The sequence below is a fragment of the Pseudomonas sp. BP11-1-1 genome (assembly GCF_052112105.1).
Taxonomy (GTDB): Bacteria; Pseudomonadota; Gammaproteobacteria; order Pseudomonadales; family Pseudomonadaceae; genus Aquipseudomonas; species Aquipseudomonas alvandae.
This window is the reverse complement of sequence record NZ_JAUTYU010000018.1, coordinates 26,679-49,137: the sequence shown is the minus strand read 5'-3', so window position 1 is coordinate 49,137 and position 22,459 is coordinate 26,679. Positions and strand designations below refer to the sequence as shown.

The 22,459-nt window shown below is 61.9% G+C and carries 16 protein-coding genes, 1 pseudogene and 1 riboswitch; of the genes and pseudogenes, 12 read left to right on the top strand and 5 right to left on the bottom strand.

The window, feature by feature from the left end; all coding sequences use genetic code 11:
* Positions 1-141: 141 nt before the first annotated feature.
* Positions 142-1,581, bottom strand: coding sequence for a TolC family outer membrane protein (locus tag Q7C33_RS24185; RefSeq protein ID WP_030140189.1), 1,440 nt, complete (start codon positions 1,579-1,581; stop codon positions 142-144).
* 156 nt (positions 1,582-1,737) lie between these two features.
* Positions 1,738-1,843, top strand: a riboswitch (TPP riboswitch).
* Between the two features lie 161 nt (positions 1,844-2,004).
* On the opposite strand from Q7C33_RS24185, the gene thiC reads away from it, so the two are divergent.
* Entirely contained in the window at positions 2,005-3,894 is a 1,890-nt protein-coding gene (gene thiC, locus Q7C33_RS24180; protein WP_407684276.1) for a phosphomethylpyrimidine synthase ThiC, read from the top strand.
* Positions 3,895-4,068: 174 nt separating this feature from the next.
* Positions 4,069-5,358 (top strand): putative hydroxymethylpyrimidine transporter CytX, encoded by a 1,290-nt coding sequence (gene cytX, locus Q7C33_RS24175; protein WP_407684285.1) that lies wholly within the window; start codon positions 4,069-4,071, stop codon positions 5,356-5,358.
* Here cytX and Q7C33_RS24170 read toward each other — a convergent pair.
* Complete coding sequence (locus Q7C33_RS24170) at positions 5,327-6,070, bottom strand: DUF3298 domain-containing protein (protein ID WP_217861110.1); 744 nt, start codon at positions 6,068-6,070, stop codon at positions 5,327-5,329. The genes cytX and Q7C33_RS24170 overlap by 32 nt on opposite strands.
* 214 nt (positions 6,071-6,284) lie before the next feature.
* On the opposite strand from Q7C33_RS24170, the gene Q7C33_RS24165 reads away from it, so the two are divergent.
* From Q7C33_RS24165 to Q7C33_RS24125, 9 genes and pseudogenes are all read left to right on the top strand, one after another.
* Positions 6,285-6,902: an NUDIX domain-containing protein gene (locus Q7C33_RS24165; protein ID WP_030140185.1), complete on the top strand. Its 618-nt coding sequence runs from the start codon at positions 6,285-6,287 to the stop codon at positions 6,900-6,902.
* Entirely contained in the window at positions 6,893-7,345 is a 453-nt protein-coding gene (locus tag Q7C33_RS24160; RefSeq protein WP_024618006.1) for a DUF1249 domain-containing protein, read from the top strand. The genes Q7C33_RS24165 and Q7C33_RS24160 overlap by 10 nt, the downstream gene beginning before the upstream one ends.
* 111 nt (positions 7,346-7,456) lie before the next feature.
* Complete coding sequence (gene cpdA, locus Q7C33_RS24155) at positions 7,457-8,272, top strand: 3',5'-cyclic-AMP phosphodiesterase (RefSeq protein WP_030140184.1); 816 nt, start codon at positions 7,457-7,459, stop codon at positions 8,270-8,272.
* 775 nt (positions 8,273-9,047) lie between these two features.
* Positions 9,048-9,403: pseudogene (locus Q7C33_RS24150) on the top strand (DUF6124 family protein).
* Positions 9,404-9,647: 244 nt separating this feature from the next.
* Positions 9,648-10,256 (top strand): YqiA/YcfP family alpha/beta fold hydrolase, encoded by a 609-nt coding sequence (locus tag Q7C33_RS24145; protein WP_030140183.1) that lies wholly within the window; start codon positions 9,648-9,650, stop codon positions 10,254-10,256.
* Between the two features lie 42 nt (positions 10,257-10,298).
* Positions 10,299-12,203, top strand: coding sequence for a DNA topoisomerase IV subunit B (gene parE / locus Q7C33_RS24140; protein ID WP_030140182.1), 1,905 nt, complete (start codon positions 10,299-10,301; stop codon positions 12,201-12,203).
* On the top strand, positions 12,203-13,189 hold the full coding sequence (locus tag Q7C33_RS24135) for an esterase-like activity of phytase family protein (RefSeq protein WP_030140181.1): 987 nt from the start codon (positions 12,203-12,205) through the stop codon (positions 13,187-13,189). The genes parE and Q7C33_RS24135 overlap by 1 nt, the downstream gene beginning before the upstream one ends.
* Before the next feature lie 100 nt (positions 13,190-13,289).
* The gene (parC, locus tag Q7C33_RS24130; RefSeq protein ID WP_030140180.1) at positions 13,290-15,554 is read left to right on the top strand and encodes a DNA topoisomerase IV subunit A; all 2,265 of its coding nucleotides are present in this window, start codon (positions 13,290-13,292) and stop codon (positions 15,552-15,554) included.
* A gap of 178 nt (positions 15,555-15,732) precedes the next feature.
* Positions 15,733-16,437, top strand: a complete 705-nt coding sequence (locus Q7C33_RS24125) for a PqiC family protein (protein ID WP_030140179.1) — start codon at positions 15,733-15,735, stop codon at positions 16,435-16,437.
* A 236-nt stretch (positions 16,438-16,673) separates the two neighbouring features.
* Here Q7C33_RS24125 and Q7C33_RS24120 read toward each other — a convergent pair whose 3' ends face one another.
* Positions 16,674-18,191 (bottom strand): AhpA/YtjB family protein, encoded by a 1,518-nt coding sequence (locus Q7C33_RS24120; protein ID WP_407684275.1) that lies wholly within the window; start codon positions 18,189-18,191, stop codon positions 16,674-16,676.
* A 133-nt stretch (positions 18,192-18,324) separates the two neighbouring features.
* On the opposite strand from Q7C33_RS24120, the gene serB reads away from it, so the two are divergent.
* Entirely contained in the window at positions 18,325-19,539 is a 1,215-nt protein-coding gene (serB, locus tag Q7C33_RS24115) for a phosphoserine phosphatase SerB (RefSeq protein ID WP_217861115.1), read from the top strand.
* Between the two features lie 168 nt (positions 19,540-19,707).
* On the opposite strand, the gene Q7C33_RS24110 is transcribed toward serB, so the two are convergent.
* Together Q7C33_RS24110 and asd are read right to left on the bottom strand one after the other, a co-directional pair.
* The gene (locus Q7C33_RS24110) at positions 19,708-21,468 is read right to left on the bottom strand and encodes a molecular chaperone (RefSeq protein WP_198797223.1); all 1,761 of its coding nucleotides are present in this window, start codon (positions 21,466-21,468) and stop codon (positions 19,708-19,710) included.
* Positions 21,469-21,590: 122 nt separating this feature from the next.
* Positions 21,591-22,451, bottom strand: a complete 861-nt coding sequence (gene asd, locus Q7C33_RS24105; protein WP_258648776.1) for an archaetidylserine decarboxylase — start codon at positions 22,449-22,451, stop codon at positions 21,591-21,593.
* Positions 22,452-22,459 lie beyond the last annotated feature (8 nt).

Below are 22,459 nucleotides of genomic sequence, written 5' to 3'. Positions count from 1 at the left end.
ATCCCCGCTGGGCTGCGCAGCAGCCCCAAAACCTGACGGCACATTTGTGTCAGGCCGTTTGAATGGGGGGTGCTTCGCACCCCAGCGGGGATAAATCCCCTCGCCACAAAAGGTGAGCTGTCGTTAGCGGGTGGCGGTAGATTATTGCGTCGGCCGCGAACGCAACTGCTCTGCCGCAGCCTGTGCCAGGTCCGGCGGCAGGAAGTCCTTGTCCGGGTTGTAATCGGGCTTGAGGTAACGGGACAGGGCTTGCAGATCTTCCGGGCTCAACGTCCCGGCGGCTTGCTTGAGGCGCAGGTTATCCAGGATGTAGTCATAGCGGGCGTTGTTGTAGTCGCGCACCGAGGTGTACAGCTGGCGCTGGGCGTCGAGCACATCGACGATGTTGCGAGTGCCCACCTGATAGCCGATCTCCGTGGCATCCACCGCGCTCTGGTTGGAGATGATCGACTGGCGCCGGGCCTGGACTTGTTCCACATCGGTGTTCACCGCGCGGTGCAGGTTGCGGGTGTTTTCCACCACCTGGCGGCGCAGGCCTTCGCGTTGCTGCTCGGTCTGGGTGAGTTGCGAATAGGACTCGCGCACCTGGGAGCTGGTCAGTCCGCCGCTGTAGATCGGGATGCTCAATTGCAGGCCGATGGTGCGTTGCTCGGCATCGCCACCGTAGCGCTGGCCGGTGGGGCTCGGGTTGGTGAAACCGAGGCCGTCGTTGTCACCTTTCCTGTATTGGGCGATTGCGTCGAGGGTCGGCGCGTGGCCGGCCTTGCGCTGGCGCAAGGTGTCTTCGGCAGCATCGACGGCATAGTTGCTCGCCAGCAGATTGAGGTTCTGCTTGGCGGCGGTGTCGACCCAGGCCTTGGCGTCGTTCGGCGCCGGCGGCAGGATCGGCAGGGTGTGGACGACGCCCTGGATCGAATTGTACTGGCGGTTGGTCAGGGTGATCAGCGCTTCGAAGGCATCTTCGACCTGGCGCTGGGCGATGATCCGGTTGGCCCGCGCGGTGTCGTAGCTGGCCTGGGATTGCAGCACGTCGGTCTTGTCCGACAGGCCCACGTCGAAACGTTCGTTGGACTGGTCGAGCTGGCGCTTGAACGCGGCTTCCTCGGCCTTGGTCGAGGCCAGGTTGTCCTGGCTGCGCAGCACGTTGAAATAGGCTTCGGCGCTTTGCAGGATCAGGTTCTGTTCGGTGGCGGACAGTTGCAGCGACGCTTGTTCGTTGACTGATTTGGCCGCCTGCAGCTGGAACCAGCGGTCGGCGCGGAAGATCGGCTGGGACAGCGTGGCCTGGTAGACCGTGGAGCTGCGCGTGGCGGTCATCGCCGGTTGGTCGAGCTCGGTGCGGGTGTTGTTCAGGTCGGCGCCGGCCGACAGGTTGGGCAGCAGCCCGGCGCGGGCCTGGGGCACCACTTCCTTCTGGGCGCCATATTGGGCGCGGGCGGCGGCCAGGTCAGCGTTGTTGTCCACCGCTTCCTGGTACACGCTGACCAGGTCGGTCTTGTTGGATAACGGTGCTTCGGCGGCCCAGGCCATTCCATTGGACGCACAAGACACGGCAAGGGCCAGTGAGAGTTTGCGCAGCATGAGGCGATCCCTACGTTCAAATTGAATGCGCATAACAGGCGCGCGGCGTAGCGAGTGTAGTTGCGCCTACGCACGGCAACAATCCTGTATTTGTGCCATTCATCACGGCTTTTGCCCGGGCGATGGCGTTCTGCGCCGGTTGTGTCTAGACTGGCCGGGTTCTTGTCGGGGTGCCTTGCTATGAGGCTGAGATCGAATAATTTCGGATCCCGTTGAACCTGATCAGGTTAGCGCCTGCGTAGGGAACAAGATTTCTCGTCACCCGGCGAGTCCTCTTGTGCTTCGTCCGGGATGTCGTTCGATCATTGAACGCACTCGAGCAGCAAGCACAGCGTCCGCACTTTCGTGCAGGGACGCGTCCATTCGTTACAGGTTCGCTCCGACAAAAATCCACTGCCTGGATGTGTGTCTGGAGAGCCCGTGATGACGACAAAATCAAAAAACGCGACCAACCTCAGTGAATCGGCCCAGGTCGATCAACAATCGGTCCAGCCCTTTACCCGCTCGCAAAAAATCTATGTCCAGGGCAGCCGTCCGGATATCCGCGTGCCCATGCGCGAAATCAGCCTCGACGTGACCCCCACCGACTTCGGCGGCGAGATCAACGCGCCGGTAATGGTCTATGACACCTCGGGCCCGTACACCGACCCGAACGTGATCATTGACGTGCGCAAAGGCTTGGCCGATGTGCGCTCGCCGTGGATCGAAGCCCGTGGCGACACCGAGCGCCTGGCGGGCCTGAGCTCCAACTTCGGCCAGGAGCGCCTGGCTGATCCCGAGCTGACCCAGCTGCGCTTCGCCCACGTGAACAACCCGCGTCGCGCCAAGCCGGGCGCCAACGTCAGCCAGATGCACTACGCGCGCAAAGGCATCATCACCGCCGAGATGGAATACGTCGCCATCCGCGAAAACATGAAGCTGGAAGTCGCCCGCGCCGCTGGCCTGCTGGACCAGCAACACGCCGGCCACAGCTTCGGCGCCAGCGTGCCGAAAGTCATCACCCCGGAATTCGTGCGTGATGAAATCGCCCGTGGTCGCGCGATCATCCCGGCCAACATCAACCACACCGAACTGGAACCGATGATCATCGGCCGTAACTTCCTGGTGAAGATCAACGGCAACATCGGCAACAGTGCGCTGGGTTCGTCCATCGAAGAAGAAGTGGCGAAGTTGACTTGGGGCATTCGCTGGGGTTCGGACACGGTCATGGACCTGTCCACCGGCAAGCACATCCATGAAACCCGCGAGTGGATCATCCGCAACTCGCCGGTACCGATCGGCACCGTGCCGATCTACCAGGCCCTGGAAAAAGTCGGCGGCGTGGCTGAAGACCTGACCTGGGAGCTGTTTCGCGACACGCTGATCGAACAGGCCGAGCAGGGCGTCGACTACTTCACCATCCACGCCGGCGTGTTGCTGCGCTATGTGCCGATGACCGCCAAGCGCGTCACCGGTATCGTCAGCCGTGGCGGTTCGATCATGGCCAAGTGGTGCCTGGCGCACCACAAAGAGAACTTCCTCTACACCCACTTCGAAGACATCTGCGAAATCATGAAGGCCTACGACGTCAGCTTCTCGCTGGGCGATGGCCTGCGTCCGGGCTCGATTGCCGACGCCAACGACGAAGCGCAGTTCGGTGAGCTGGAAACCCTCGGCGAGCTGACCAAGATCGCCTGGAAGCACGACGTGCAATGCATGATCGAAGGCCCCGGCCACGTGCCGATGCAACTGATCAAAGAGAACATGGACAAGCAGCTCGAGTGCTGCGACGAGGCGCCGTTCTACACCCTCGGTCCACTGACCACCGACATTGCGCCGGGCTACGACCACATCACCTCCGGCATCGGTGCGGCGATGATCGGCTGGTTCGGTTGCGCCATGCTCTGCTACGTCACGCCGAAGGAGCACCTCGGCTTGCCGAACAAGGATGACGTGAAGACCGGGATCATCACCTACAAGATCGCCGCGCATGCTGCCGATCTGGCCAAAGGGCACCCGGGCGCGCAGATCCGCGACAACGCCTTGAGCAAGGCGCGTTTCGAGTTCCGTTGGGAAGACCAGTTCAACCTCGGCCTCGACCCGGACACCGCCCGCTCGTACCACGACGAAACCCTGCCGAAGGACTCGGCCAAGGTGGCGCATTTCTGCTCGATGTGCGGGCCGAAATTCTGCTCGATGAAAATCACCCAGGAAGTGCGCGAGTACGCGGCGAACCAGCGCATTGAAGCGGTGGATGTCGATGTCGCCCAGGGCTTGGCGGAGCAGGCTGAGCGGTTCAAGAAGGAAGGTAGTCAGCTTTATAGGAAAGTTTAAGCGGCAAGCTTCAAGCGGCAAGCTGCAAGTTAGAAGCAAAAGCGCGACCTGCTTTTTCTTGAAACTTGCAGCTCGCAACCTTTTTAAGCGGCAAGCTGCAAGTTAGAGGCAAAAGCGCGATCCGCTTTTTCTTGAGGCTTGCAGCTCGAAGCTTGCAACCCTTTTCCCACCGAGATCCTTCTCTTGAATAGCTACTCCCCCGACATCGCGGTCCCCACCGACAAACGCGTCTTCGGCGCCCGCGATCTGTTTTCCCTGTGGTTCTCCCTCGGCATCGGCCTGATGGTCCTGCAAGTCGGCGCCTTGCTCGCGCCGGGCCTGGGCCTGAGCGGTTCGTTGCTGGCGATTTTCCTTGGCACGCTGGTGGGCGTCCTGCTGCTGGCGGCGGTCGGGGTGATCGGCAGCGACACCGGCCTGTCGGCCATGGCTGCCCTCAAGCTCAGCCTCGGCAGCAAGGGCGCGAGCGTGCCGGCGGTGTTGAACCTGCTGCAGTTGATTGGCTGGGGTTCGTTCGAAATCATCGTCATGCGCGACGCCGCCAGCCTGCTTGGCGCCCGGGCTTTCAGTGAAGGCAGCTTGGGCACGAACCCTTTGCTGTGGACATTGTTCTTCGGCGCGTTGGCGACCTTGCTCGCTGTGAGTGGGCCGTTGACCTTCGTGCGCAAGGTCCTGCGCAAATGGGGCATCTGGTTGCTGCTGGCGGCTTGCATCTGGTTGACCTGGAACCTGTTCGCCAAGTCTGACCTGGCCGCACTGTGGGCGCAGGCCGGCGATGGCTCGATGCCGCTGGCGGTGGGTTTTGATATCGCCATTGCGATGCCGTTGTCCTGGCTGCCGCTGATCGCCGACTACTCGCGTTTCGGCAAGCGCGCCAAGAATGTCTTCGGCGGCACTGCCGTGGGCTTCTTCATTGGTAATTTCTGGCTGATGAGCCTGGGCGTGGCCTACACCCTGGCGTTCGCACCGAGTGGCGAAGTCAACGCGTTGCTGCTGGCCCTGGCCGGTGCCGGGTTGGGTATCCCGCTGCTGCTGATCCTGCTCGACGAGTCGGAAAACGCCTTCGCCGACATCCACTCGGCAGCGGTGTCCAGCGGCATGCTTTCAGGATTTAAGGTTGAGCACCTGGCCTTGGCGATTGGTGTCATCTGCACATTGATCGCCTGCTTTGCACCGTTGGCGCAATACCAGAACTTCCTGTTGCTGATCGGTTCGGTGTTCGCGCCGTTGTTCGGCGTGGTGCTGGTGGACCACTTCATCCTGCGCAAACGCAGCGGCCAAGTGCAGTCGGCCGCGTTGCGCTGGCCGGCCCTGTTGGCCTGGTTGGGCGGGGTAAGCACTTATCACCTGCTGGCCAATTTCTACCCGGACATCGGCGCAACCCTGCCGTCGCTGATCCTGGCAGGGTTGCTGCAACTGCTGCTGGGCCGGGCCTTCAGCTACGGCCGGGAAACAGCTCGGGCTTGAGGATGCCGTTGAGGCGTGGATAGGCGATCTTCAGTTCGATGTGGCCCAGGGCGTACGGCGCGATGGTGCTCACTTCGTACTTGAGGATCACCCCGCCGTAGGTCAGCGCGATGTGCGGGGTTTTCTGGAAGGACCACTGTTTCAGGAAGTCCGGTTCCTGATCCAGCTTCGTGCTGATCAGCCAACTGTTGTGGGCGACCTGGGCGGCTTTCCAGAACGCTTCTTCCTGGCCCGGCAGCAGCATGTCCGACAGCTCAAGCACCTTGTGTTGCTGGCGCGAATAATTGATGAAGCCGCGACCCGGCGTGCCGTGGGCACCGCCGGTGTCCAGGTAGCTGGACAACTCGATGATCACCAAGCCGTCATGCTGCTCGCGTACCTTGGCTTGCAAATAGCTGCTGTTGCGCGGCGCGGCGTTGCGCAGGAACTGCTCGCGGTAGGCCGCCAGCGTCGGCGCCACCGGAGCGCCCGGGGTGCGGGTCAGTTGTAGCAAGCGTTTCTCGACGATGCCGTCCAGCACGGGCTCGGTGGGAAAGTGCAGGGTGTCGATGTTCACCAGTGGGCAGTCGGCACTGGCGCAGCCGGGTTGCAATTGCTCCGAGGCATCGCGAGTGGTCTCCAGCGGCGCTCGATAATTGGGTTGGAACAGGCTTTGGCACGCACCCAGGGTCAGGGCAATGGCGGCCAGGGAAGCAATTTTGTAAAGCGACATGGGCGTCCTTCGTGGAACAGGGAAAGGCGAAAAGTTACCCGCTTCGACTGTCAGCAGGGCAATCAGTTCGCCACTAAGCTCATTAGAGTAATTTTAAGGGCAGCCGTCCATCCCGATCACCGGAAAGGGGCTGCATCAAACGGTACGGGCGCGTTAGGATGGCGCGAAGTCGAGGTTGGAACCTCGTATTGATCCATTGCACACGAGGATTGTCATGACTGATTTCGCCAACGCCACACCGAGCACCGTGGAAATCGTCGAGCGCGAGAGCTGCTACAAGGGCTTCTACAAACTTGATCGCGTGCGCCTGCGCCACGAACTGTTCGCCGGTGGCATGAGCCGTGAAATCAGCCGTGAGCTGTTCGTCCGCCATGACGCGGTGTGCGTGTTGCCCTACGACCCGCAGCGCGATGAAGTGGTGCTCATCGAGCAGTTTCGCGTCGGTGCCATGGGTAAAAGCGCTAATCCCTGGCTGGTGGAACTGGTGGCCGGCCTGATCGACAAGGACGAGCAGCCGGAAGAAGTTGCTCATCGTGAAGCGCAGGAGGAAGCTGGGCTTGTCTTCGCCGCGCTCTGGCCGATGACCAAATATTTTCCATCGCCGGGCGGCAGTGACGAATTCGTGCATCTTTTCCTGGGGCGTTGCGACAGCACGGGGGCGGGCGGCCTGCATGGCCTGCTGGAAGAAGCTGAAGATATTCGCGTGAAGGTCTGGGCTTTCGAAGACGCGCTGCAAGCAGTGCGCGACGGGCGTATCTGCAACGCGGCCAGCATCATTGCCTTGCAATGGCTGGCCTTGAACCGTGATGAAGTGAGGGGGCTATGGTCCTGAACAAGCTGCGCGATCGTTATCGCGTCGATCTGGTGGGGTTGCAGGCTGCCTGCGAGGCCAACTACGCCCGCTTGATGCGCTTGTTGCCGGACATGCGCAACGACCCATTGCCGCGTCGCATCGCCGTGACCCACGGTGACCAGATGCTCGGCGTGCTGGCCCTCGAAGTGCTGCAGACTTGCCCGTACACCACGACTTTGCAGGTCCGCCAGGAACACAGCCTGCCATGGCTGCCGGTGCCGCAGCTGGAAGTTCAGGTCTATCACGATGCGCGCATGGCCGAGGTTGTCAGCGCCGAACATGCACGACGCTTTCGTGGCATCTATCCTTACCCCAATGCGTCAATGCACCAGCCGGATGAAAAAGCCCAGTTGAACCTGTTCCTGGGCGAGTGGCTGAGTCATTGCCTGGCGCTGGGCCACGAGTTCGAAGTCGTTCGGTAGTCGTGAACGCTGGTTGTGAACCGGTTCCGGTTCGCGGGTTTCCCCTTTCGATCTTCCCCAGCATAATTGCCGCTTCATGCAACGGCGTGACTGCGCCTGGGAGAGAGCGATTTGCCGAGCGTATCCAGCTTGACCACGGCCGATGCGGCGCTGTTGGTCCAACTGTCCGACAGCCATCTGTTCGCCGAGGCCGATGCCTCGTTGCTGGGCATGAATACGCGTGACAGCTTGCGGGCGGTCGTTGACCTGGTGCTCCAGCAACAACCGAATATTGACCTGATGCTCGCCACGGGCGATCTGTCCCAGGACGGCACGCTGGAATCCTACGAAGCGTTTCGACAACTGACCGCGCGAATCGATGCGCCGGCGCGGTGGATTCCGGGTAACCACGATGAGCCGCAGGTGATGCTCGGGGCGGCGGTCAAGAGTACGTTGCTCGATCCGGTGGTGGACATCGGCAATTGGCGGGTGACGATGCTCGATTCCGCCGTGCCAGGTTCGGTGCCGGGTTTTTTGGCCGAGGAGCAGTTGATTCTGTTGGCCAATGCCTTGAGCGAGGCGCCGGAGCGGCATCATCTGGTGTGTCTGCATCATCATCCGGTGTCGATTGGGTGTACGTGGATGGAGCCGATCGGGTTGCGTAATCCTGAGGCGCTGTTTGCGGTGCTGGATCGGTTTCCCCAGGTTAGGGCGGTTTTGTGGGGGCATGTGCATCAGGAGATAGACCAGGTACGCGAGGGGGTTCGTTTGTTGGCTTCGCCTTCGACCTGTATTCAGTTTGAGCCGGGGAGTGAGGATTTTGCGGTGGGCTCGCAGGCGCCGGGGTATCGGTGGTTGCGGTTGTTGCCGGATGGGCGGTTGGAAACGGGGGTTGAGCGGGTGGTTGGGTTTGCGTTTACCCCTGACTATGGTTCCAACGGGTATTGAGGACGACGCGGCCTGGCAGCTTGCCTATTTCTCACTGCTGTACGCCGATCCAATTGTGGGAGCTTGCTCGCGATGGCGGCTTGACGGAGTACATATCCATTTCTGCGGTAACGGCGACTTAGGGTTCCGCCCTTACGGCGGCTCACTTTTTTTCAGACGCCAAAAAAAGTAAGCAAAAAAGGCTTGCCCCACCACTCGGTGCCTCGCCAAGGCTCGGCATGCCCTCACTCCGGCATTGCTCCGTGGGCCCGCCGCGAAGGACCATCCATGGTCCAGCGCGGCTATCCCGGCATCCATGCCGGGATGCCCACTCCACAATGCCTGCGTTCGGCCATCGTGGTTAACGGGGCCTCAAGATCAAAAGCCAAGCCGAGGCGGCCTTAGGGCCGACCTGGCTCTCGGTGGGACCGCGTTTCCCCTGTGGGAGCGAGCCTGCTCGCGAAGACGACGGCACATTCAATACTGATGCAAGCTGACCCACCGCTTTCGCGAGCAGGCTCGCTCCCACAGGGGATCGGCGGTGGACACTGATCTTATAAACGACCCAAAACCTGTGTGGGAGCGAGCTTGCTCGCGATGACTGCCTGACAGCCGACCTGGATTGTGGGAATGGTCGGACAACCCTCCGGGCTGCAGCAGATTTTTCCGACGAGCTCTGGCGGTTGCCGGGTGGGAAGGGCTGTCGCTAGTCTTTTCCCGTCGCTGCAAATTCAGCGGCCGGGCCTGGAAACCCGAAAGTAGAAGGGCGTTATTTCAATCCTAGTGGAGCGCCAACATGTCTGAAGATAACTCTGGGCCAACAAAAAAAGATTCCATTTCTCCCGAAGCCAGCCAGATTCCTCCAATGCTTGATGAAGCCGCCAAGCGTGCCATCGATCTTATCTCGACCCCAAACCTCAAGCCAAAAAGAAAAAGCCCTCAGGTCAATTGTTCACTGTCGCAAAGAGCGCAGACACCGAAACCCTCCTGGCCAACCTCAGCGAAACCCTGGCCTCGGCCAGCGCCATGCTCGGCGACCTGGCTTTCGATCTGGAGGGCTCGTGCCGGCATTTCGCCTTGGGAGTGCAGCAGATGATCGAACTCGGTGAATTGCTGGCGAATCGGGCGTTGGACATCGTCGATCCACGCTAGGGCTGAGTAGGTTTTCGTGGCGAGGGGATTTATCCCCGCTGGGGTGCGAAGCAGCCCTAAGGCCAATCACCTCGGGGCGTCAGACTGTCCTGCATTCGGCTTTTTGGGCGCGCTTCGCGCCCCAGCGGGGATAAATCCCCTCGCCACAGGTTTTGTGTTTGTCCTAATAACCATCAGATCATCCGCCAATCCCCACAAACTCCCTGTAAACTCCGGCCTTTGCCCAACACCCAGGGAGTCGGCAATGTCGGGTTCGATCCTTTATATCCATGGCTTCAACAGTGCCCCAGCATCGACCAAAGCCTGCCAATTGGTTGAAGTGATGGCACGCCTTGGCCTCAGCGACCAGCTCCAAGTGCCCGCTTTGCATCACCACCCCCGCCAGGCCATCGGTCAGCTGGAACAGGCGATTACAGAACTGGGCCGGCCACTGCTGGTCGGCAGCTCGCTCGGCGGCTACTATGCGACTCACTTGGCCGAGCGCCACGGCCTCAAGGCCCTGTTGATCAACCCGGCCGTCAGCCCGCATCGGATGTTCGACGGCTACCTGGGCACGCAGAAGAATTTATACACCGACGAAACCTGGGAATTGACCCACGACCACGTGACGGCCCTGGCCGAGCTGGAAGTGCCGGCGCCCCGGGATCCGCAGCGGTTTCAGGTATGGTTGCAAACCGGTGACGAAACGCTGGATTATCGCCACGCCCAACAGTATTACCGCGCCTGTGCCTTGCGCATCCAGGCCGGCGGCGACCACAGTTTCCAAGGGTTTGCCCAGCAGTTACCGGCATTGTTGAGTTTTGCCGGCATTGGCGCCGATTTGTACCAGGCGATCGACTTCACGTCGCTGTGAGCCATCGCCCCTTTTTCATTTGAACACTGACGACGAGACCCCATGGCCACTCCCAGCGCTAGCTCTTATAACGCAGACGCCATCGAAGTCCTCTCGGGCCTCGACCCGGTGCGCAAGCGCCCCGGTATGTACACCGACACCAGTCGGCCGAACCACCTCGCCCAGGAAGTCATCGACAACAGTGTCGACGAAGCCTTGGCCGGGCATGCGAAGTCGGTGCAGGTCATCCTGCACGCCGATCATTCGCTGGAAGTCAGCGATGACGGTCGCGGCATGCCGGTGGACATTCACCCGGAAGAGGGCGTGTCGGGCGTCGAGCTGATCCTCACCAAGCTCCACGCCGGCGGCAAGTTTTCCAACAAGAACTACCAGTTTTCCGGCGGTCTGCACGGGGTGGGTATTTCCGTGGTCAACGCTTTGTCGACCCAGGTGCGAGTACGGGTCAAGCGTGACGGCAATGAGTACCAGATGACCTTCGCCGATGGCTACAAGGCCACCGAGCTGGAAGTGGTAGGTACCGTCGGCAAGCGCAACACCGGAACCAGCGTGTATTTCGCCCCGGACCCGAAGTATTTCGATTCACCGAAGTTTTCGGTCAGCCGCCTCAAGCACGTGCTCAAGGCCAAGGCTGTGTTGTGCCCGGGGCTGCTGGTCAGTTTCGAAGACAAGGCCACCGGCGAGAAAGTCGAATGGCATTACGAAGACGGCCTGCGCTCCTATCTGGTGGACGCGGTCAGCGGTTTCGAACGCCTGCCCGACGAGCCGTTCTGTGGCAGCCTGGCCGGTAACAAGGAAGCGGTGGACTGGGCGCTGTTGTGGCTGCCCGAAGGCGGCGAAAGCGTCCAGGAAAGCTACGTCAACCTGATCCCCACGGCCCAGGGCGGTACGCACGTCAACGGCTTGCGCCAAGGCCTGCTCGACGCCATGCGCGAGTTCTGCGAGTTCCGCAACCTGCTGCCCCGTGGCGTGAAGCTGGCGCCGGAAGACGTCTGGGAGCGCATCGCCTTCGTCCTGTCGATGAAGATGCAGGAACCGCAATTCTCCGGCCAGACCAAGGAGCGCCTGTCGTCTCGCGAGGCGGCGGCGTTCGTCTCCGGCGTGGTCAAGGACGCCTTCAGCCTCTGGCTCAATGCCAACCCGGAAACCGGCCTGGCCCTGGCGGAGCTGGCAATCAACAACGCCGGCCGTCGTCTCAAGGCCAGCAAGAAAGTCGAGCGCAAGCGCATCACCCAAGGGCCGGCATTGCCGGGCAAGCTCGCCGATTGCGCCGGGCAGGACCCGATGCGTTCCGAGTTGTTCCTGGTGGAAGGTGACTCCGCCGGTGGTTCGGCCAAGCAGGCGCGGGACAAGGAGTTCCAGGCCATCCTGCCGCTGCGGGGCAAGATCCTCAACACCTGGGAAGTGGACGGCAGCGAAGTGCTGGCCAGCCAGGAAGTGCATAACATCGCGGTGGCCATCGGCGTCGATCCGGGCGCCGAGGACATGACCCAGTTGCGCTACGGCAAGATCTGCATCCTCGCCGACGCCGACTCCGACGGCCTGCACATCGCCACCTTGCTCTGCGCGCTGTTCGTCCAGCATTTCCGTCCGCTGGTGGACGCCGGCCACGTCTACGTGGCGATGCCGCCGCTGTACCGCATCGACCTGGGCAAGGAAATCTACTACGCCCTGGACGAAGCCGAGCGCGACGGCATTCTCGATCGCCTGGTGGCCGAGAAGAAGCGCGGCAAACCGCAGGTCACCCGATTCAAAGGCCTGGGCGAGATGAACCCGCCGCAGTTGCGCGAAACCACCATGGACCCGAACACCCGTCGCCTGGTGCAGCTGACCCTGGATGATTTCGCCGCGACGACGGAAATGATGGACATGCTGCTGGCGAAGAAACGCGCGGGCGACCGCAAGTCCTGGCTTGAATCCAAGGGTGACTTGGCCGAGGTCCTGGCCTGATGCGCAAGGGTTTCGCCCTGGCGTTGTTGCTGTGGGCGGGGGTAGCAGTCGCAGGACCCGCGCCGGAATTGAAGCTGTTGGCCGAGCATGCCGTCGATGGCATGCGTGGCGGCAACCTCTCCGGCTTGGCGTTGTGCGGCAACGAGATGTGGACGGTGTCCGACCGCGACGACGACCGGATCTATCGCCTCAAACCCAACGATGTAGCGGTCTGGCAGGCTGAAACAGTCGACATCCAGGTGCCGACCGTGCCGGATAACGATTTGCCGTGGGGCCTGAGGTCGCGCACCTGGGCGGCGTCGTTCCTGCGCGGGGGCGAGCTGGATTTCGAAGGCATCAGTTGCGACAGCGCCGGTAATCGCTATGTGGTCAGCGAGTCCAATGCCGCCGTGCTGCAAATACCGACGACAGGCGCTGCATCGTGGTTGAAAATCGCTCCGACGATGATCCGCCAGGCGCGTGGCAGCGGCATGTTGTTGCACTTCAACGCCTTGTTCGAAGGGCTTGCGGTCAACCCGGCCGGCGACCAGCTCTGGCTGGCGGCCGAGCGTGAGCGTCGTGGCTTGCTGTTGATCAAGCGCCAGCAAACGGTATGGGACTGCGACGGCAATTGCGTACTGCTCAGCGAAGCGGGGCAGGAGATGCAGCCGCCGCAGTTTCCCAAGGCCAAGGCCGTATCGCGGGATTTTGCCGACCTGTCATTGTTTGAGGGCAAGCTGTTCACCCTGGAGCGAAATGCCTATCAGATCTGCCGGCGCGACCCGCAGACCGCTCAAGTCGAGCGCTGCTGGTCGTTCGCTGCCGAGGCGCTGCAGGATAATCGTCGTTACTCGCAAGCCTATGGCCTGGCCGAAGCGCTGGTGGTGGACGCCCAAGGTGCCTGGATTGGCCTGGACAACAACGACGGTGCCCGTGCCGATGGCGAGCGGCGGCCCATCATCTGGCGCTTCGCCGCGCCGGACGGTGGCTGGGGCGCCTCGCCATGAGTGGGCTACCGCTGGGCACGAATGCCCCGGAAGAATTTGAATTTACCCAGCGCGATGGCACCACGCCGTTGCGCCAGACAACGAACTTGATGAGGCCCGCATGAGCGACATTCTTGCAGACAGCTTGGACGGCGTAGAGCGCCGATCGCTGGCTGACTTCACCGAAAATGCCTACCTCAATTACTCCATGTACGTGATCATGGACCGCGCCTTGCCGCACATCGGCGATGGCTTGAAGCCGGTCCAGCGGCGGATCGTCTACGCCATGAGCGAGTTGGGGCTGGATGCCGATTCCAAGCACAAGAAATCGGCGCGTACCGTCGGCGACGTGCTCGGCAAGTTCCATCCCCACGGCGACTCGGCCTGCTACGAAGCCATGGTGCTGATGGCCCAGCCGTTCAGCTATCGCTACACGCTGGTGGACGGCCAGGGCAACTGGGGTGCGCCGGATGATCCCAAGTCCTTCGCGGCCATGCGCTACACCGAGGCGCGGTTGTCGCGCTATTCCGAGGTGCTGCTCAGCGAACTGGGCCAGGGCACCGCGGACTGGGGGCCGAATTTCGACGGCACCCTCGACGAACCCCTGGTTTTGCCAGCACGTTTGCCGAATATCCTTCTCAATGGCACCACCGGTATCGCCGTGGGCATGGCCACCGACGTGCCGCCGCACAACCTGCGGGAAGTGGCGACGGCGTGCGTGCGTTTGCTGGACGAGCCGAAAGCCACGGTGGAGCAGCTCTGCGAGCATATCCAGGGCCCGGACTATCCGACCGAAGCCGAGATCATCACGCCGCGCGCCGATCTGCTGAAAATCTACGAGACCGGTCGTGGTTCGGTGCGCATGCGCGCTGTGTACCACGTCGAAGACGGCGACATCATTGTCACGGCGCTGCCGCATCAGGTTTCCGGGGCCAAGGTCCTGGAGCAGATTGCGGCGATGATGCAGGCAAAGCCGTCGAAAGCGCCGCAAGTGGCCGACTTGCGCGACGAGTCCGACCACGAGAACCCCTGCCGCATCGTGATCATCCCGGTCAACAGCCGGGTCGATCACGACGCGCTGATGCAGCACCTGTTCGCCAGCACCGACCTGGAGTCGAGCTATCGGGTGAACATCAACATCATCGGCCTGGACGGCAAGCCACAACTGAAAAACCTGCGGGCGTTGTTGGTGGAGTGGCTGGAATTCCGGGTCAAGACCGTACGCCGACGCCTGCAATTCCGTCTGGACAAGGTCGAGCGCCGCCTGCACCTGTTGGACGGCTTGTTGATCGCCTACCTCAACCTGGATGAAGTGATTCACATCATCCGCACCGAGGAGCACCCCAAGGCCAAGCTGATCGAGCGTTTTGCCCTGAGCGAAATCCAGGCCGACTACATCCTCGATACCCGCCTGCGCCAGTTGGCACGCCTGGAAGAGATGAAGCTGCGCGCCGAGCAGGACGAGTTGCTCAAGGAGCAGGCCAAGCTGCAAGCCTTGTTGGGCAGCGAAGCCAAGCTCAAGAAACTGGTGCGCACCGAGCTGCTGAAGGATGCCGAAACCTACGGCGACGACCGTCGCTCGCCGATTGTCGAGCGCGCCGAAGCCAAGGCGTTGAGCGAACACGACCTGCTGCCGAACGAGAAAGTCACCGTCGTGCTCTCGGAAAAAGGCTGGGTACGCTCCGCCAAAGGTCACGATATTGACGCCGCCGGGCTTTCCTATAAGGCCGGGGATGGTTTCAAGGCCTTGGCGCCTGGGCGCTCGAACCAGTTCGCGGTGTTCATCGACTCCACCGGGCGCAGTTATTCGGTGCCGGCCCACACCTTGCCATCGGCCCGTGGCCAGGGCGAACCGCTCACCGGTCGTCTGACGCCACCGCCGGGTGCAACTTTTGAGTGCGTGCTGATGCCTGATGATGACGGGCTGTACGTAATTGCGTCGGACGCCGGTTACGGGTTCGTCGTCAAGGGTGAGGACCTGCAAGCCAAGAACAAGGCGGGCAAGGCGCTGTTGAGTCTGCCGAACAACGCCAAGGTCATCGCACCGCGTCCGGTCATCGATCGCGAGAACAATTGGTTGGCGTCGGTGACGACAGAAGGGCGGTTGCTGGTGTTCAAGATCAGTGACCTGCCACAGCTCGGCAAAGGGAAAGGCAACAAGATCATCGGGATTTCCGGCGAACGGGTGGCGAGTCGCGAGGAATATGTCACGGATATTGCAGTGATACCGGAGGGTGCCACGCTTGTGCTGCAGGCTGGAAAGCGTACGCTTTCACTGAAAGCGGACGATCTTGAGCATTACAAAGGTGAACGCGGTCGGCGGGGCAACAAGCTTCCAAGGGGTTTTCAGCGGGTGGATGCGCTGCTCGTCGAAAACCTCAATTGAGCGTGCTAGAGGGCTCGGTCTGCGATTAAATGCCGCAGATCGGAGTTTTGGCGCTGGAGTCGGGACGCATATTCACGGATGATAGGCCCTTTCAAGCGCCGGCGTGGCCGAGCGTTCTTCATAATGACCGAGTATTTTTCACTGTGGTAAGCCTTGTGGCCGCCACCTGGACGAGACGATGACTGCTCTGCGCCTTCCTATTTTGTGGCTCGCCGGCCTGCTTGGCCTGGCGGGCTGCAGCATGAACCAGCCGGTGTCGCTGTACCAGCTGGACAGCGGTACCCCGGCCCAGCCTGCGCAAAGCACAGGCATGGCCGTATTGCTTGGCCCGGTTCTGATCGCTGACTACCTGCAGCGTGAAACCCTGTTGCAACGCCAACCCGACGGCAGCCTGCAAGCCGCCACTGATGGTCGTTGGGCTGGTAGCCTGTCTTCCGATATCGATCAATTGCTGTTGCGCCAGGTGGCCGGACACCTGGACAGCCAGCGCGTGGTGCTGGCCCCGGCCAACCAGGGGTTCACCCCGGATGTGCAAGTGCTGTTGTCGATCACCCGGCTGGATTCAGGGAAATCCCAACCCGCGGTGCTCGATGCCCAATGGCGCCTGATCGACCGTCGCGGCACGGTTCGCGAGAACCGCATCGTTCACCTGCAAGAACAACATGCAGGTACGACCGCTGCACAGGTCCAGGCACAAGGCGTGCTCTTGCAGCGCCTGGCCGAGCAATTGTCCGTGTCCCTCAAGCCTTTGGCCAACCAGCCACCTATCGCGGAAGTGCCGCGCAAGGCAGCTCCGGCCCCGGCCAAGCCGGTGGAAAAGGAAAAGGACAAGATCCCGATGGCCCTGCCGATTCGTACCGACATGGAAGTGTTCCGGTTCTGATGACTGGAACGGATATAAAACAAAGCCCGCGTTGATGCGGGCTTTGTTGTTTCTGGCTCCAAGGATTTCAGTGCCTGTCCTGGCCCTATCGCGAGCAAGCTCGCTCCCACAGGGGATCTACAGTCGCATGAAGATCCCTGTGGGAGCGAGCTTGCTCGCGATAAGGCCAGTGAAGGCAATAAAAAGCCCGCAGATGATCACTCATCTGCGGGCTTGATTATTTCAGGGCCCGGGCCTCAGGCCTGACGCTCGTGCATCCGCGCCAGCTGCCGCTCCAGCATCGACGGATAAGGCTCCATCAACCGTTCCACGCAGCAAGCGCCTTCGGGGCTGGCGATGGGGCGGATGCGCGCGCGTTGGCGGATCAGCGCGTCATCATTGATCTTGCGCTCCACCAGCAGCAGATTGCGGCTGTGCTGGGAGAGCGCCAATGCGTCCTGGGCGGTTTCGGTCAGCAGCAGGTCGATCTGGCTCAAGCCGTACAGCCCATCGCCCAAGGTCAGGCCCAGTTGCAATTGCAGGGTAATGCCACTGTCGGCGACTTCGATTTGCAACTGGTGACCCAGCGCCCGCAGCAGTTCACCGCAGCAAATGGCATTGGTCAGGTAGTCGTCGCCGCTGTCCTCGGTGTGGAACAGCATCAGCGTGCTGCCATCATTCAAGGTGTGCAGTTCGCCTTGATAAAGCGATGCGGCCTGATCGAGGCAATCGCGATAGCGTTCGAGCAGCTCCTTCAGGCGCGCCTGGGGCAGGCGGCGCAGTTGATCCTGGGCGCCCAGTTGCACGGCCAGCACGGCGCTGTGCTGGGGCAGGTTCGAGGCGACAGGGCGGACCGCCGGTTGAGGGGCGCCGGCCACCGAGTCGTCTCGCAAGTCGGCAAAGGCGTCGTCGTCTTCCTCATCTTCGACAGCACGCACCACATGGCGCGGCGCAGGGCGGGAGGCAGGCATCGGCGTGCTTTCGTCGAAGCCCGGGTCACGCAAGTTGCGGACCTCGAAGCCTGGCTCGGCATCGTCTTCGTCGACGTAATCGATGTCTTCAGGTTCCGGCACAGGCTCCGGTTCCGGTGCGAAGCTGGCGTGAAGCTGCCGGGCCAGGTCGCCGATTTCGTCCTGGCGCTGGGTGGCCGGCGTGTGTTCGTCGATGTCCCGCAGCCAGACGCGCAGTTGCAGTAGCGGCGTGGAGATGTGCCGTCCCAGGCGCAGGCTCAAGGCCAGCGCCAGCGCCAGCAAGATTGCGCTGAGGATGCCCATGCTCTGCAGGCTGATGGTCATCGGTTGCTGGAACTGGTCCATGTCCAGGCTGATGCGCAGTTGCCCGGCAGTCACGTCCTGGAAAGTGATCTTGCTCTGGTACATGCCACCGGTCTCGCCCAGCAGGCCAGGCTTGGGACGTTGGCCGGCCTCGGCGAGGATGCGGTTGTCCACGCTGTAGATGGCAGCGTGGGCGACCAGTTTGTTCTTGGTCAGGTTGTTGAGCAGCACGTTGAGGCTGAGGATGTCGTTGGACACCAGCAGCTCGGTGGCAGACGTGGCGGTCTGGGTGGTCAGGCTTTCGCCCAAGGCATCCGCCTGCTCATGCATGGCCTGCTTGAATTGCAGGCCCATCACGCAGGCATAGATGACCAGGGCCAGGGCGACCAGGATCACGTTATGGCTGGCGATGCGCAATGCAATCGGCACGCGACGATGGCGCAATGCACGGAAGATCAGCAGGAAGAAATTGTCGGTTTTGACTGGCGTGGGCCGGTTCACTGAGCTCGGCTCTTTGTCCGTGAAATTGACGCGCAGTATAGCGACAGGCCCATGACCGGCAAAGCACTGGCGGTGCCCGATGGTCACTGAATGTGGGTAGAATGCGGTTTTTTTCCACCTGCGGGGGTGCGCCTTGCGCGAAATCGTCCTGATAAACATCACTGGCAGCGACCGTCCGGGTCTGACTGCGGCCATTACCGGCGTTCTGGCCCAGGGTGGTGTGAACATTCTCGACATCGGTCAGGCGGTAATCCATGACACGCTGTCGTTCGGCATCCTGGTTGAAATCCCGGACGCCGAACAGAGCAAGTCAGTGCTCAAGGACATCCTGTTCACGGCCTACAAGCTCGACCAGCAGGTGCGTTTCACGCCGGTGTCCGAAGCCGATTACCAGCATTGGGTGGCCGGCCAGGGCAAGAAGCGCCATATCGTGACGCTGCTGACCCGCAAGGTGACTGCCGAGCAGTTGCAGCGCGTCAGCTCGATCACCGCCCAATACGGGCTGAATATCGACCACATCGACCGGCTGTCCGGGCGCATGCCGTTGGACACTCCGGCCGACAAGGGCAAGGGCTGCATCGAATTTTCCGTGCGCGGCGAACCGGCCGATCCCCAGGCGCTGCGTGCCGAATTCCTCAGCGTCGCTCAGGAACTGAACGTCGACATCGCTTTCCAGGAAGACTCTCTGTTCCGTCGTAATCGCCGCCTGGCGGTGTTCGATATGGATTCGACGCTGATCGAAGCCGAAGTCATCGACGAGCTGGCCAAGGCGGCGGGCGTGGGCGACAAGGTTTCGGCTATCACCGAGCGGGCCATGGCCGGGGAGCTGGATTTTCGCGCCAGCTTCAAGGAACGCCTCGCATTGCTCAAGGGGCTGGACGTCGGCGTGCTCGATTCCATCGGCGCCTCCCTGCGCCTGACCGAGGGCGCCGAAACCCTGTTTGCCGAACTCAAGCGCCTGGGCTACAAGACCGCCATCCTGTCCGGCGGCTTCACTTATTTCGCCAAGCAACTGCAGGCCAAGCTCGGTATCGACTATGTGTTCGCCAACGAACTGGAAGTGGTGGACGGCAAGGTCACCGGGGTTGCCGTCGAGCCGATCGTCGATGCCCAGCGCAAGGCAGACTTGTTGCGCGAATTGGCCGAGAAGGAAGGTCTTCGCCTGGAGCAGACCATTGCCGTGGGTGACGGCGCCAACGACCTGCCGATGCTGGCCATCGCCGGCCTGGGCGTGGCGTTCCGGGCCAAGCCATTGGTCAAGCAGTCGGCCCGGCAGGCGATTTCGACCTTGGGGTTGGATGGGGTGTTGTACTTGCTGGGTTTCCGCGATCGCGACGGGCAGGTTTGAGCAAACGCCGATCTGTGAGTTTCGCATACTCGTGGCGAGGGAGCTTGCTCCCGTTGGCCTGCGCAGCAGGCCTAATGCGGCCAACCTGAAACACCTGTGTGTCAGATTTCAGGGCCGCTTCGCGGCCCAGCGGGAGCAAGCTCCCTCGCCACGTGATCCTGCCGTATTTTAAAGCGACTTCCACAACGAATCGAAATCCCCGTCCTGCGTACCGTCCTCCCCGCTGGTGCCTGAATCCTCCTGCCGATAAGCAAACTGGTTGAAACTGTGGGTGCTGGTCACCCGGCGATCCAGGCCGGCGCGGCGTTCCTGGCCGTTGGTGTTGATCAACACCTTCTGGCCTTCCTGGAAGGGCAGGCGCGGTGCGATCACGGTGGGTGGCAGGTCGATGGCGCTTATCTCGGGAAGCAGCAGCCCACGCAGATAGTGCCCTTGTTCGTTCTGCTCGCGAAGCAATTGCAGGCCGCAAGGCTGGGCATGCGGTGCGACCAGCTCAATGCCCATCTGCATGGCGCCATTGCGCACCTGGCGGATCCAGCGCACCACGGCGATGCTCCAGCTCTGATCATTGGTGTCCCGGATGCCGACCATTTCGCCGGCCTGCAATTGTTCCGGCACCTCTTTCGGCCAGCCAAGGCAATAGCCGCCGGGGCTGTGGTTGATGATCGGCAGATCGTAAGTAGGGAAATGATGCCGGTTGTCGGAGCTGGCGCCATCGTCGTCGGCCGGGTTGACCGGATACTCGATTTCTTCGTAGGGCAAAAGCTCGCTGTCACCGGTGGGCGCGGCGTCGAAGGCCTGGTCCCAGGTGTCATTTTTCTTTGTCGGCGAGGCTTCGAAGTGCGCCTTGCGTGGGCCGGGCGTCTTGAGTATCTCGTTGAACGAGCGCTCTCCCCCAAGATAATAGTGCAGCGCGCTCATGCCCACGCACAGCGTCAACGTACCGTTGCCCTCGGTGCGTTGGAAGCTGCGTTCGGCGGCCTCGCCCCAGGCGGCTTGCAAGTGATGCAGCGTATCGGCGCTCATGCCGGCGGGGACCGTCAGGGTCGACTCGACAGGTTGTGCCAGGTGGGCGGTGATGGCGCGCACCAACGGCTGGGGGTCGAAACCCAGCAGGGTGGGTTGCTGTTCGGCGCGGAATTTCGACCGATAACGCGGCCCGACGTCCAGTGCCGGTGCGACGGCGAACAGGCTGGCGGCGGTGACGGCTGGGTCCAGCTTGACCCAATGGCTCCACGGTTCCAGGACCTCGGCCAGCCGCGCGATCTGGCTCTGGCGCAATTGGTTGCTGCGCGAAGCGCCCAACAGCAGGGCAACCACGTAGGTCTGCTCGATATTCAATTCGTGAATCTGGCTGGCCAGTTCGTCGCTGACGCTCAGGTGCTGCAATTTGTGTTGGCAAGCGATCCGGTACAGTTGGTGCAAATCGAGCCAGAGCCCCTCCGGCACCGGGCTGTAGAGCTGGCTGGCGCGCAACAGGGTTCCATCAAGGGCGTGCGTGGCCCGCTGCAATGCCGTGGCCAGCAGGCGCGCCCGGTCCTTGGAGAATTTTGCCGAGATTCGCCCGACGATTTGCTTGTAGCCCATTGCCAGGTGGGCTTGCAGGGCCTGGCACAGGTTGACGATCTTGCGTGAGCGGTCATCCAGTACGATGGCTTGTTGCAGGAAGTGTCGCTCAAGATGCTTGCAGACGTAATAAACCTCAGGCCGCAGCAGCTCCAGCAATTGCAGGCGGTTATCGCTGGGCGTGAGCAGTTGGTTCAGCTCGCCGAGCGCCTGGTATAGCAGGCGGGCGGTTTCGCCGATGTTGGCCTTGGGCAGGTTGGCGATCCAACGCTTGAGGTCGCGTGGCGTGGCATCGCAAAAGGACAGGCGCGACTGGGTCGGTGTCGATATGCGCAGTAGCTGGAGAGGGCTGGTCTCATTCATGCCGTGGACGGGCTCCGGCGGGAAATGAAAGGGATGTTTCCAACTCTAGCAGCTGTAGGCGGGGTATGTAGTTTGAGAATGGTCATTCCTGCCCAAGGGCAGGAATGACTATTCTGGATGACTCAGGCGTTCGGCAGTGCCAGGGCCTGGCCCATCTGGACTGGCGAGCCGGCCACCAGGTCTTCGGCCCATTTCACCTGCTCTGGACCAAACAGCACGATGGCCGTCGAACCCAACTTGAAACGGCCCAGCTCGGCGCCTTTTTCCAAGTGGATCGGCGCACGAGCGGCTTCGTCGTAGCGGAAGGTCTTCAGCTCGCGCTTGGGCGGCGTCACCAGCCCGGCCCAGACGGTCTCGATGGACGCGACGATCATCGCACCCACCAGCACCACGGCCATCGGCCCGCGCTCGGTGTCGAAAATGCACGCGACGCGTTCGTTGCGGGCAAACAGCTCCGGGACGTTTTCGGCGGTGGTCTGGTTGACCGAGAAAATCCGGCCCGGGATGTAGACCATTTCCCGCAGGGTGCCGGCCAGCGGCATGTGCACGCGGTGGTAATCCTTGGGTGACAGGTAAATGGTGGCGAAATCGCCGCCCATGAACGGCGCGGCATTGGCCGCATCACCGCCCAGCAGTTCCAGCACGCTGAAGCTGTGGCCCTTGGCCTGGAACACCCGGCCGTGCTCGATCGGGCCGAGCTGGCTGACGGCGCCGTCGGCGGGGCTGAGGATTGCGCCGGGGGTCTGATCCAGAGGTCGCGCACCGTCTTTCAGTGCACGGGTGAAAAACGCGTTGAAGTGCTCGTAGGCGGTGAGGTCTTCCACCAGCGCCTGGGACATGTCCACTTGGTAGCGCTTGGCGAACCAGGCCGTGAAGGCGTTCTTGAACCAGCGCACGCGGCATTCGGCGATGCAGCCGGCCAGCCGCGACAGCAGGTGGTGCGGCAGCAGGTACTGGGAAAGGATGAACAAGCGGTTTTTCATTAACTGTC